Consider the following 12,083-nt stretch of genomic DNA (forward strand, 5'->3'; position numbering starts at 1 on the left):
TCCTGACGTTAAGGGCGATCGCGTCCGCTTAAAAATACGCGGACACCATCGCCCTTAATGCTGGAGTTCGGAAGGTGACTTCCCCAGCCGCTTACGTATTTAAGGCTTTCTTTTACCGCTGGCCTTGAGATTTTCAGGGGTATGATATTGGCCACTTCGACTCGAACGCACTCATCCAAAAAAGCCTTTTTTGGAAGATGAGGCTGCTGAGCGTGAGTAGGCTCAAGTCTTTGGTCAGACATCACAACTGCCCTCCATTCTGAAGCCGAGTCTGTATCAGCTTTGGCATCAAATTCAGATGCTCTGCAGAGAGTAGCTTTTCGAAGTCACTGACGGATAAGAGCTCTTTAATCGCTTGAATGGCGAAAACAACCCGGTCGTGGGTAAAGGCTGCCTTTTTTACCATTAAGCGCTGTCGTTCGGCCTCCCGTTCGAATAGTCGTCTCAAGTCTGCGGGCGTCAGTCTTTTCTTTTTATTCTGGCTGACACCTAATGAGCTCCCCCGCACAAATTTGTCTTTCTTGGCTCGGAGCTCTAAAAGGTGTCGCAGCTTTGTTATTTTCTTTCCTCTTATTCCACGCTCGTAGGCATCAGTGAGCAAATTTTGGATATCGCTTTCACTGCTTCGGGCGATGTCGGTTGCCATGCTTAAAGGGATTAAACCGGTTTCGACAGCTGACAGGAGTTTTTCTTCACCGCGCTCCAGCAGCCCAACAATCATGCTGACCCATGATGCGGTGCTGCCAATTACTATTGCGATCTCTGCGTCTGTCTTGCCCCTTTCCTTCAAGCGTCCAACCTCGTTCATGAGATCTATCGGGCGATGCTGCCTTCGAGCTACGTTCTCTACCAAACTCATTACAAGGCAATCTTCTTCGACAGCATCAATCACAAACGCTGGAATCTCTGTGGCCTCCAGTGCTAGGAACGCCTCTAGACGGCCTTGTCCGCACACAAGGTCATAGTTGAGCGCGCCTTGCGGCGAGGCTTTTCGACTTAATGTGATGGGGCGTTTGAGGCCCACCGTTTTGATATTTTCGATGAGCTCGCGGTGAACCTTCTTATTCCTCGTTCGAGGGTTCAGGATATGAATTTGTGCTATAGGAATTAGTGCGACACGTTCGCGTGAAGTTGATGGGACGGTCATCGGCAAGCCTCCTTCAGGGAGCAACGGGCAGCAAGCCCATCAAGAACATCCAGCGTTGTGAAGCGGTAGCTGTCGATTAAAGGGCTATTTTCCTCGGCCATTTTTTGTGGCCATGCCCCCATATCTATACTGGGAACCAGGTAATAGTCCCGCACCTGAAGATTTGCGTGCTCCATGCGGGCAGCAATCGTGATGTCAGGCGCCAGGCTGTTGTCGAATCTGAGCTTCCAGCGAAGAGTCCCTGTAGGTGTCGCCTGGCAGCGCGCTATGACCACGGACGCCGTCCACTCACCGTTAACGGTCAGTAGGTCATTGTCAGCATTGGGCTCGACTTGGGCTCCGACTTGCTTCAGGTGTTTGACAACATCTTCAAGAACCTTCGGATGCAGCTGTCTTATGGAGCGATTGATCTCCAAATATCGATAGTCTCTGTCGGGTGTATAACCGATGAGTGTGTAGGCACGTAAAAGCCCGCCGAATCTGCTTACATAGGTAGTGCTAGACGGCATGTTGTCCTGCTCATCGATGAGCATTCCGGACAGTAAACCCGCCCGGTTCAATAGAGTACGAAGCAGTTCCAACATTTGCGCATCGTCCAGGCGATGTGAGCGCTGCAAGATTATTTCGCGAACGACCGCAAACACCTCTAGCGAGACAATTCCCTGGAATGCTCCATCACAGCGAACCCACCTGTCGGGTGGGTTGCGACTGATGCGTTTACGTAGCTTGGAGGAGGTTTTGTTGTAGACATTGTTACCGATGTATTTTTCGTTGGTCAGCACTTGGTGGACGCTACCCCGGCTCCAAGGACGGTTAAAGTCGGTGATCAGTCCTTCAGCGTTCAGTGCGTTGGCGATCTCACGTTCGTTCATTTTGTCGTGGACGAATTGATGGTAGATGCGCTGAACCACCTCAATTTCCGCCTCGGGCCCAGGAATCAAAATGACCCTGTCGGTCTGGATGCTCTTCTGCTGGCCCCTTGATAGTTCTGCCTTGAATTCGTTTTTCTCGTCGATCAATGCACGACGTAATCCATATCCTGCTGGCCCACCTTGGTGAAAACCCTTTTCGACCAGGCGGCACTGACCAGCGAAAACTTTTTGGGATAGCTCTCGGCTGTACTCCCCTGCCATGGATCGTTTGATGCCTTTGTAAATTGTTGCCAAAGGCGAACCGTCGTTTTCGAATGGCTCTGCGCAATACACAACCTTGATGCCTGAGCTAGTGCAAAGATACTCATAGTGGGCGCTTTCGTCCGTGTTCTGAAAGCGTCCCCAGCGACTGACGTCATAGACAAGAATGACCTGGAATTGGGTATGTCCGGTCTGGACGTCGTCTAGCAGCCTGCGCAGAGCATCACGACCGCCGATGTCCAGGCCGCTTTTCCCTTCGTCTCGGTAAGTTGTAATGATTTCCATGCCATGGCTCATTGCGTATGCATGGATGGCTGCTGATTGGTTTTCGGTGGAGTACCGTTGGTGATCAGTGGACATGCGAACGTACTCTGCAGCTGGTATCAAGCTATCAGAGCGGTCTGTTGAGTTTGTCCGTATGGATGGAGAGGGCAATAGGCCTCCTCTAGACCAGAGAAGGCTGGCCCATTCGATTCAGCCTAGCGATGCTTTATTACGTGATGGTGACGGAGCAGGAGTATCTACCCAGACTGAGCAGCGGCTCCTCTTCTATGCTTTCGGCGAGCTTAGAGGATCATGGATCAGTTGACATGGCTGTATTTATGTACAGTCATAGATTTGGAGGTGGGTGTCAGGGCTGGCAGTTAAAAGTTGCCAAAATAGACTGGTATTAACTTACTAAGACGTACTTGAATAAGTGAGTTATATAGTTTAATTTATATTCTCTTTTGACAAATTGTCAATTAACCGAATTTTAAAATCGTTGTTCATTTCCATGGCGTCTAACTTTGGCCGAAAATAGGTTTCCGCACTTTAACTTCTTCTAATAGGAAGATTAACTTTGCCCAAACGTGCCGTATACCTCTGATATTTCAATCTGTCAAAGTCGGTTAACTTTGCCCACCTACATCCAGCGGATTTGCCAAACAAAAAACCAGCGCATTGCGCTGGTTTTTTTTTCGGATTTTTTCGGGATTCGGCGTGAAGCACCTGAAAAAAACGTGGTGTTGTCTTGATGATAGATGTTATACATATAACATTACTGACTATAATGACATCTATATAACAGTTCCTCGATCGGTGCGCTGACATGCCTACAGAAAAGAACAGCTTCCTTCAGTTGCTCGAGCAAGAGTTCTCCAACCTGACTCCGACTGGCAAACGCATTGCCAGCTATCTGTTGGGGAACCCGGATCAGTTACCGTTCGAGTCGGCCGACAGCATCGCGCAGCAGGCTTCCACCACCGGCATTTCCGTGGGGCGTTTTTTCCGTTCGCTGGGTTATCAGAACATTGATGAGGTTAAACAGAGTCTGCGCGGCGAAGCGCCGGCGTCCTGGTTGATCACCGACCGTATCGGTGCCTTTCGCACCGAAAGCACTCTAGAAGACGCGCTCGACCGCTCCATGAGTCGCGAGATCGAGGCCATCCGGCACGTCTATGGCCTGGCGCGAAGCAGTGCCTTCGCTGAGATCGTGCAGCGCATCTACGAAGCCGATGCGGTATTCATTCTCGGCATCCAGTCGACGCGCGGGATTCTCACCGCGTTTCACAGTCACCTCGAATACATTCGGGCCAAGGTCTACTACGTCGACGGCTTGTCCGGCATATATGCCGAAACCCTGAATTCCGGCTTTGCCAATCCCTACGCAATCATTTCGGATTTCCGGGCCTATTCCAGTGTGACCCGGACCTTCTGCGACGCCGCCATCGACAGCAATCTGCCCTTGGCCCTGATCACCGATCTGCAATGCCCATGGGCACGTGACTACCCGCTGGATTTGCTGCAACTCAAAACCGATGTCGGGCAGTTCTGGGACTCCCCTGCCCCGCTGGCCTGCCTGTTGAACCTGATGGTGTCGGCCGTTGCGGAAAAGTACGGCGATCGCCTCGATGAACGTCTGAGCAAAAATCGACAATTGCAAAAAGCTTTCGGCCAGTTCGAAGGCTAGATCCATCCAATCCCAACTGGAGTTTTTGCGTGAACAACAGCCCCCTTGTAGAGATTGATGCCGAGCGATATCAGGTGCAAATCGATCTGATCTACGCCAGTGCCGACAATCTGGCAGGAAAGGTGATTTACCCCAGTGCCCGTTGCCTGCTGCATCGCCAAGCAGCCGAGTGCCTGGGCAAGGCCAGTGAACTGGCGCGGCTGGCCGGTTACACACTGCGCATCTATGACGCCTACCGTCCACCTTTCGCCCAGTTTCTATTGTGGGAGGCGTTGCCTGACGGCAACTACGTGCGCGATCCCCATTTGGGGTCCCACCATAGCCGTGGCGTGGCAGTGGATTTGACTCTGGTGGGGAGTGATGGACAGCCGCTGGATATGGGCAGCGCCTTCGACACCATGGAAGAGAAGTCCCATCAGTTCTACCCCGACCTTCCCGTTCACGTGCAACGCAATCGTCTGCTGTTGCTGGGAATCATGCTCGCGTCCGGGTTCTGCGCAATTCCCACTGAGTGGTGGCATTACGAACTTCCGGATGCCGATGATTACCCCCTGCTGGAAGACAACCAGACCACGTTCTCGAACAACTAAAACCGCAACAAACCGATAACGAAACCAAAGAGTTTCGAAACCAACGCAACACGATAACAACAAGTCAGCGTTACCTGCTTCACCTGCAACTGCCCGGTTATAGCTTTTATAAAAAACCTGACGTACTTCCATACATCGAATGATTAAGGAAACCGGCATGACCCCAATGAACACCGTGACCCGCAATACCTTTCCACGCACCAGCAAGCTGCTGCTTGGTCTACTGTGCAGCGCGATGAGCCTGGGCGCCTGGCAAGCCGCTTCGGCGGCGACGGCTCAAGACACTCTGGTCATCGGCAAGCCCGCCGACCCGCAAACGCTCGACCCGGCGGTAACCTTCGATAACAACGACTGGACCATCACCTACCCGTCCTATCAGCGCCTGGTGAGCTACAAAACCGACGGTGACAAGAGCAGCACCGAAGTGACAGGGGATCTGGCGGAAAGCTGGACCGTGTCGCCGGACAACCTGGTGTGGGAGTTCAAGATCAAGCCCGGAAACAAGTTCGATGACGGCACCGCGGTGGATGCCGCCGCCGTGAAGTTTTCCTTCGATCGCCTGATGACCCTCAAGCAAGGGCCGTCCGGTGCATTCCCGGAGGACATGGTGGTGGCGGTGATCGACCCGCAGACCATTCGGTTTACGCTGAAAACGCCGTTCGCCCCTTTCCTGTTCACCCTGGCCCATAACGGCGCCTCGATCGTTAACCCGCTGGTGGCCAACAAGGGTGCCGAAACCAATGCCTGGCTGTCCAGCCACACCGCAGGCTCCGGTCCTTTCCGCCTGACCAACTGGCAAAAGGGCCAGTCCGTCACGATGGAGCCGAACCCCTACTTCGCCGGTCCCAAGCCTGCGTTCAAGACCGTGATCCTCAAGACTATTGCGGAGCCCTCGGTGCGTCGGCTGCAACTGGAGCGCGGGGACCTGGATATCATCGAAGACATGCCCGAAGACCAGTTGGGTGCACTGGGCGGTAAGCCGGGCGTAGTGGTCAGGGATTTTCCTTCGCTGCGCGTCACTTATCTGTACCTGAACAACAAGAAGGGTCCTCTGACCGACGTCAACGCCCGTCGTGCGATCACCGAAGCGGTGGACTACAACGGTATCGTCAAGGGCATTCTCAAGGACAAGGCCAAGCTGCTGAACGGGCCGATCCCGGATGGCATGTGGGGCTACGACAGTTCGCTGCCAGTGATGAAGCAGGACATGGCCGCCGCGAAGAACAGCCTGGCCAAGGCACCCCAGAAGATCACCAACCTGAACTACATGTATTCGGACAAGGACGCCAACTGGGAACCGATCGGCCTGACCTTGCAGGCGGCCCTGGCACCCCTGGGCATCAACCTCAAACTGGAGAAAACCGCCAACGCCACCCTGCGTGAACGTGTTGGCCAGGCCGACTACGACATCGCGGTGGGGACCTGGAGCCCGGACTTCGCTGACCCGTACATGTTCATGAACTTCTGGTTCGACTCCAAGATGCAGGGCCTGCAAGGCAACCGCTCGTTCTACAGCAACCCGGAAGTCGACAAGCTGATTCGTGAAGCGGCCGCTGTCAGCGACACCGCCAAGCGCATCGAGCTTTACCAGACTGCGCAGAAAAAGGTGCTCGACGACAGCGTCTATGCCTACCTCTATCAGAAGAGCTACTCCCTGCCGATGCGTGATTCGGTCAAGGGCTACGTGTTCAACCCCATGCTCGAACAGGTGTTCAACCTGGGAAGCATGAGCAAGTAAACATGCTCCTTCGCGCCAGCCCCGGTGGTTGGCGCGGCTTCTGATTTCGTCGCTCGTGTAACTGAGGTGCCAGATGGCCTTCCTGACATTGTTGCGCAAGCGCCTGCTCGGCTTGATGTTGGTCGTGTTCGGTGTTTCGCTGATTACCTTTTCAATTTCCCACCTGATCCCGGGCGACCCTGCCCGATTGATCGCCGGTGACCGTGCCAGCGACGCTCTCGTAGCCGGCATCCGTCATCAACTGGGATTGGATCTGCCGCTGTATCAACAATACGGTCGCTACCTGATGGATCTGTTGCACGGGGACCTGGGAACCTCGATACGCACCAACCGTCCCGTCCTGGAAGACTTGCAAGCGTTCTTCCCGGCGACACTGGAACTGGCGCTGGTCGCACTGACATTGGCGATTCTGGTCGGTGTGCCGCTGGGCGTGTTGTCAGCGGTCTACCACAACCGGCTGATCGATCAGATCGCCCGGACCCTGGCGGTCACCGGTATTTCCACGCCGGCCTTCTGGCTCGGCCTGGGTGCAATCGTGCTGTTCTACGGTCATCTGGGCTGGCTGCCCGGTGGTGGCCGGTTATCTGAAGGACTCTCGCCGCCACCGACGATCACGGGTTTTTATCTGATCGACTCGCTGCTGGCGGGGGATGTCCGCCTGTTTCTCGATGCGGCCGAACACCTGATTCTTCCAGCCGCAACGCTGGGCTTCGTGACCCTGGGGGTTGTCGCCCGGCAGATCCGCTCGGCCATGCTGGATCAATTGGGCGAAGACTACATCCGCACCGCGCGCGCCTATGGCCTTTCGCGGTGGACAGTGATCCTGCGTCATGCTCTGCCTAACGCTCTAATCCCTTCGGTGACCGTCCTCGGGTTGACCCTGGGTGATTTGTTGTACGGCGCGGTACTGACCGAAACCGTATTTGCCTGGCCCGGAATGGGTGCCTATGTGGTCAAGTCGATCCAGTCGCTGGATTTCCCGGCGGTGATGGGCTTTGCCATTCTGGTGTCGTTCATCTATGTCCTGTTGAACATGGCTATCGACCTTTTGTATCGCGTGATCGACCCACGCATCGGCGAGGTGAATTGAAATGTCCGTGACTCTGACGGCGGTACATGGCCTGCGCAGGGCTGAAAAACTCGCCTACCTGGCATACCAGATCCGCCGGAGCCCGCTGACCATGGCGGGCCTGCTGATCACTTCTATCGTATTGCTGTGCATGATCTTCGCGCCCTGGCTCGCCAGCCACGACCCGAATGCACTGAACCTCGGCGAACGCCTGGCGCCGCCATCTGCCGACCATTGGTTCGGCACCGACGAAGTGGGCCGCGACTTGTTCAGCCGGGTGCTGTTCGGCAGCCAGCAGTCGGTGGGTGTCGGCCTGTTCGTGGCTTTTACCTCCTGTTTCATTGGCGGGCTGTTGGGGTGCTTTTCGGGGGTGATCGGGGGGCGTTTCGACGCATGCATCATGCGCCTGATGGACATCATGCTTTCAGTCCCGTCACTGGTACTGATCATGGCATTGGCGGCCGCATTGGGCGCGAGCCTGTTCAACGCCATGCTGGCCATTACCCTGGTGCGAATCCCATCCTACGTACGACTGGCCCGTGGCCAGGCCTTGAGCATTCGACAGATGGGTTACGTCAAGGCAGCCCATACGTTCGGGGCCGGACGCTGGCACGTGGTGCACTGGCACGTGGCGCGAAACGCAATGCCGCCCTTGCTGGTGCAACTGAGTCTGGATATCGGTAGCGCAATCCTCATGGCCTCGGCCCTTGGATTCATCGGCCTGGGGGCGCAGCAGCCAACCGCCGAGTGGGGCGCAATGGTCGCCACCGGGCGCAACTACATCCTCGATAACTGGTGGTATTCGACCTTTCCAGGCATGGCGATTTTGATCACCGCCACCGGTTTCAACCTGCTGGGCGATGGTGTGCGCGACCTGCTCGACCCACGGCAACAGGGGAAATGACAATGCAGACTTCGAGCCCAGTGCTGGCCATCGACAACCTGAGCCTGGAATTCCCGGCTTACAAAAACAATGTGAAAGCCCTGAACGGCGTGACGTTGCACGTCAATCCCGGCGAAATCGTCGGCGTGGTGGGGGAGTCCGGGTCGGGCAAGTCGGTCACGGCCATGCTCAGCATGCGTTTGCTGCCCGAGCGCAGCTATCGGATTACCGCGGGCAGCCTCAGCATGCTCGGCCGCGACATGCTGACAACGCCTGAAAAGGAACTGCTGCAGATTCGCGGACGCGATGCGGCGATGATTTTCCAGGAGCCGATGACCGCCCTGAACCCGACCCGACGCATCGGTCGACAAATGCTTGATGTGATCATCCATCACCAGAAAATCAGTGCTGCCCAGGCACGACTCAAGGCGATTGCCCTGTTGCGTGACATGCACATCGCAAGCCCCGAGCACGTATTGGAGAGCTACCCGTTCGAACTGTCCGGGGGCATGCGCCAACGGGTGATGATTGCGCTGGCGTTCTCCTGTGAACCGCAACTTTTGATCGCCGACGAGCCGACCACCGCGCTCGACGTGACGGTGCAACGCCAGGTGCTGTTGCTGCTGCGAGAAAAGGCTAGGCAACGGGGGACTGCTATTTTGCTCATTACCCATGACATGGCATTGGTGTCGCAGTTCTGTGACCGGGTGTATGTCATGTACACCGGCGCTGTGGTCGAAGAAGGCCGCACCGTCGACGTGATGAACAATCCGCAACACCCCTACACCCGTGGGCTGCTCAGCGGCCTTCCGGAAATGGTGGAACCGGGCCAGCCGTTGCTGACCATTCCCGGGCAAGTCCCCAACCTCGCTTCTTTACCCGAGGGCTGTACCTTTCAGGAGCGGTGCTCATACGCCATGCCTGTCTGTGCCAAACGCCCTACCCTCACTGCCATTAACGACCAACGTAAAAGCGCTTGCTGGTTGCCCGTCAAGGAGCTTTCGTGATGAACAATGCCGTCCTTCATAGTGCTATCGACATGGCTCCCCCGATTCTTCAACTTAACGATGTTCGTGTGCGTTTCCCCGTGAGCAACGACTGGCTGGGTCGGCCGCGAGGCTATGCTCACGCCCTGAATGGCATTGATCTTCAGGTACGAGCGGGCGAAACCCTGGGGATCGTGGGTGAGTCAGGCTGTGGAAAAAGCACATTGGCGCAGCTGTTGATGGGCTTGATTGCGCCCAGCAGCGGCGATTTGAACTGGGCCAGTCGTACCGGCAGCGAAGGCCGCAACAACGTGCAGATTGTGTTCCAGGACCCCCAGTCTTCGCTCGACCCGCGTCTGCCGATCTGGCGGATCATCACCGAGCCGCTGTACGCCCGGGGTCATGCCGATCGAGCACAGATGCGCGAGGTGGCAGCCAAGGTCGCGTCCCAGGTCGGTATCCGCCCGGAATACCTGGACCGCTTTCCCCACCAGTTTTCCGGCGGCCAGCGTCAGCGGATTGCCATTGCCCGGGCTCTGTCCTCCGACCCGGACATTATCGTCCTCGACGAACCCACATCGGCGCTGGATATCTCGGTTCAGGCGCAGATCCTCAACCTGCTCGCAGAGCTGCAACGAGCCCGCAACCTGACCTACATCCTCATTTCCCATAACGTATCCGTCGTGCGTCATATGGCAGACCGGGTAGCGGTGATGTATTTGGGGCAAATCGTCGAGCTTGGCCAGGCTGCCCAAGTGCTCGACCAGCCACGCCATCCCTATACCCGCCTGTTACTCGACGCGGTGCCGCGACTGGGCGCTGCGCTGCATGAAGAGCAGGTGGCGGCGCCTACCGAATTGCCGGGTAACCGTCATCTGCCAACTGGCTGCTTCTTTCGGGAACGTTGCAGTCTGTGCACCGTTGGCTGTGACAAACCTCAGGTCCTGCAGGGAGACGAGCAGCAGCGGGCGCGATGTCATTTACAAGGCTGATGTCCTGTCGGCAGAGAGCGTGTTGTGGCGCATAAAAAAACCGGCTTTGTTAGCCGGTTTTTTTGACCTTAGGGAAAACCTATGCACATTTTTCCGACTTTTATGAATTTAAGAAATATATAGTTAAATCATAGTCTTAAAAGCAAAACACGGCGTGTGTCAGCAAAACGGCACACAGGTTATCCACAGAATTCAGACAGCCACTTGATCGCTGGCTGCCGGGGCTTGTGAAGCGGGTGGAAGCGAACCCATTTCCCGTTGCATCTGCTCGTTCCAGGCCTGAACCCGGTCATTGAGGTTGGCAATCGCGCGGGGCCCGCTCCCTTCGGCGTACATCGGCTCGCCGATGATCACTGTAATGACGCCCTGCTTCTTCGCCCAGCCGGTTTTCGGCCAGAACTTGCCGGCATTGTGCGCAATCGGCAACACCGGAAGCGCGGCGTTGACCGCTAACGCCGTACCACCCCGGGAGAACTTGCCAATGGTGCCGTATGGAACTCGCGTCCCTTCAGGAAAGATCAGCACCCAGACACCATCCTTCAACAGTTCATCACCCTTCTTGGCCACATGTTTAAGCGCGGCTTTCGGGTTATCGCGGTCGATTGCGATCGGTCGCAACATGGCCATGGCCCAACCGAAGAACGGCACAAACAGCAAAGAGCGTTTCAGTACCTGGCTCAGCGGCTCAAAGTAGGCCGAGAGGAAGAACGTCTCCCAGGTGCTCTGGTGATTGGACTGAATCACGCAGGGCTGGTCAGGCACGTTCTCGGCGCCCTTCACTTCGTAGCTGATGCCCAGAAAGACTTTGCTCAGCCACAGGGCGCAGCGGCACCAGTACACGTTGATGAAACGATAGCGCGCCTTGAACGGCAAAAAGGGCGCGATAAAAAAGCTCAGGCTGCACCAGAGCAAGGAGCTGGTGCCCAGCAGCAGGTAAAAGAGGAAGGTTCTGATGGCCTGCAGTATCGACATGGCGACGTTTACCGTGCGGGCTCTGCCCGTCTATATAAAGCGCACTTCCGATCAGTCCTTAAATCGGATCAATCGAAGCACTCTAATTGTGGATAAGTTCTGCGGCAATCGCCGCGAGATCGTCAAAAATCAAGGTGCCTACCGGCAGGGTCCTGCCCAAAGTCTTTTCGCCTTTCCCGGTCTTTACCAAAACTGGCTGAGAATCGACGGCTTTGGCGGCTTCCAGGTCACCGAGGCTGTCGCCAACGAACCATAGATTGGTCAGCGACACGTTGTAATGCGCGGCGATGGTTTTCAACATCCCGGGTTTTGGCTTGCGGCAATCGCAGCCTTCGTCCGGCCCGTGCGGGCAATAGACGATCAGGCCGACCTCACCGCCCTGCTCCGCCACCAACGAACGCAAGCGTTCGTGCATGGCATCGAGGGTGGCGATGTCGTAATAGCCGCGAGCGATGCCCGACTGGTTGGTCGCGACCGCTACCGTCCAGCCGGCCTTGCTCAACTGCGCGATGGCCTCGATCGAACCGGGAAGTGGAATCCACTCCTCCACCGACTTTATGTAAGCGTCGGAGTCATAGTTGATCACCCCGTCCCGATCGAGAATCAGCAGTTTCAACAGCAG

Annotated in this window: 11 protein-coding genes; 7 read left to right on the top strand and 4 right to left on the bottom strand. The window is 56.1% G+C overall.

Translation table 11 applies throughout. From position 1 onward, the window contains the following. Positions 1 to 241: 241 nt before the first annotated feature. Positions 242 to 1,147, bottom strand: coding sequence for a plasmid partitioning protein RepB C-terminal domain-containing protein (locus tag FBY04_RS25265; protein ID WP_145317768.1), 906 nt, complete (start codon positions 1,145 to 1,147; stop codon positions 242 to 244). Continuing rightward, positions 1,144 to 2,715, bottom strand: coding sequence for a recombinase family protein (locus FBY04_RS25270; protein ID WP_371927864.1), 1,572 nt, complete (start codon positions 2,713 to 2,715; stop codon positions 1,144 to 1,146). Before FBY04_RS25270 ends, FBY04_RS25265 begins: the two co-directional genes overlap by 4 nt. A gap of 655 nt (positions 2,716 to 3,370) precedes the next feature. Between FBY04_RS25270 and FBY04_RS25275 the strand changes: the two genes are divergently transcribed. The 7 genes from FBY04_RS25275 to FBY04_RS25305 all read left to right on the top strand — a co-directional run bounded on the left by FBY04_RS25275 (position 3,371) and on the right by FBY04_RS25305 (position 10,489). After that, the gene (locus tag FBY04_RS25275) at positions 3,371 to 4,231 is read left to right on the top strand and encodes a MurR/RpiR family transcriptional regulator (RefSeq protein WP_145317775.1); all 861 of its coding nucleotides are present in this window, start codon (positions 3,371 to 3,373) and stop codon (positions 4,229 to 4,231) included. A gap of 29 nt (positions 4,232 to 4,260) precedes the next feature. Next, positions 4,261 to 4,821, top strand: a complete 561-nt coding sequence (gene ddpX, locus FBY04_RS25280) for a D-alanyl-D-alanine dipeptidase (protein WP_145317778.1) — start codon at positions 4,261 to 4,263, stop codon at positions 4,819 to 4,821. Between the two features lie 157 nt (positions 4,822 to 4,978). Beyond that, positions 4,979 to 6,559, top strand: coding sequence for an ABC transporter substrate-binding protein (locus FBY04_RS25285; protein WP_145317780.1), 1,581 nt, complete (start codon positions 4,979 to 4,981; stop codon positions 6,557 to 6,559). A 73-nt stretch (positions 6,560 to 6,632) separates the two neighbouring features. After that, complete coding sequence (locus tag FBY04_RS25290; protein ID WP_047535659.1) at positions 6,633 to 7,649, top strand: ABC transporter permease; 1,017 nt, start codon at positions 6,633 to 6,635, stop codon at positions 7,647 to 7,649. 1 nt (position 7,650) lies between these two features. Next, positions 7,651 to 8,532 (top strand): D,D-dipeptide ABC transporter permease, encoded by an 882-nt coding sequence (gene ddpC / locus FBY04_RS25295; protein WP_145317783.1) that lies wholly within the window; start codon positions 7,651 to 7,653, stop codon positions 8,530 to 8,532. A 2-nt stretch (positions 8,533 to 8,534) separates the two neighbouring features. Beyond that, positions 8,535 to 9,518: an ABC transporter ATP-binding protein gene (locus FBY04_RS25300; protein WP_145317788.1), complete on the top strand. Its 984-nt coding sequence runs from the start codon at positions 8,535 to 8,537 to the stop codon at positions 9,516 to 9,518. Then, a complete protein-coding gene (locus FBY04_RS25305; protein WP_145317791.1) occupies positions 9,518 to 10,489 on the top strand; it encodes an oligopeptide/dipeptide ABC transporter ATP-binding protein in 972 nt (323 codons plus the stop codon). The genes FBY04_RS25300 and FBY04_RS25305 overlap by 1 nt, the downstream gene beginning before the upstream one ends. A 192-nt stretch (positions 10,490 to 10,681) precedes the next feature. Here FBY04_RS25305 and FBY04_RS25310 read toward each other — a convergent pair whose 3' ends face one another. Both FBY04_RS25310 and gmhB read right to left on the bottom strand, forming a co-directional pair. Beyond that, positions 10,682 to 11,461 carry a 1-acyl-sn-glycerol-3-phosphate acyltransferase gene (locus tag FBY04_RS25310; protein WP_145317794.1) on the bottom strand — a complete coding sequence of 260 codons (780 nt, stop codon included), beginning with the start codon at positions 11,459 to 11,461 and terminating at the stop codon, positions 10,682 to 10,684. A gap of 82 nt (positions 11,462 to 11,543) precedes the next feature. After that, positions 11,544 to 12,083 (bottom strand): D-glycero-beta-D-manno-heptose 1,7-bisphosphate 7-phosphatase, encoded by a 540-nt coding sequence (gmhB, locus tag FBY04_RS25315; RefSeq protein WP_178118330.1) that lies wholly within the window; start codon positions 12,081 to 12,083, stop codon positions 11,544 to 11,546.

The organism is Pseudomonas sp. SJZ080, assembly GCF_007828295.1.
Taxonomy (GTDB): Bacteria; Pseudomonadota; Gammaproteobacteria; order Pseudomonadales; family Pseudomonadaceae; genus Aquipseudomonas; species Aquipseudomonas migulae_A.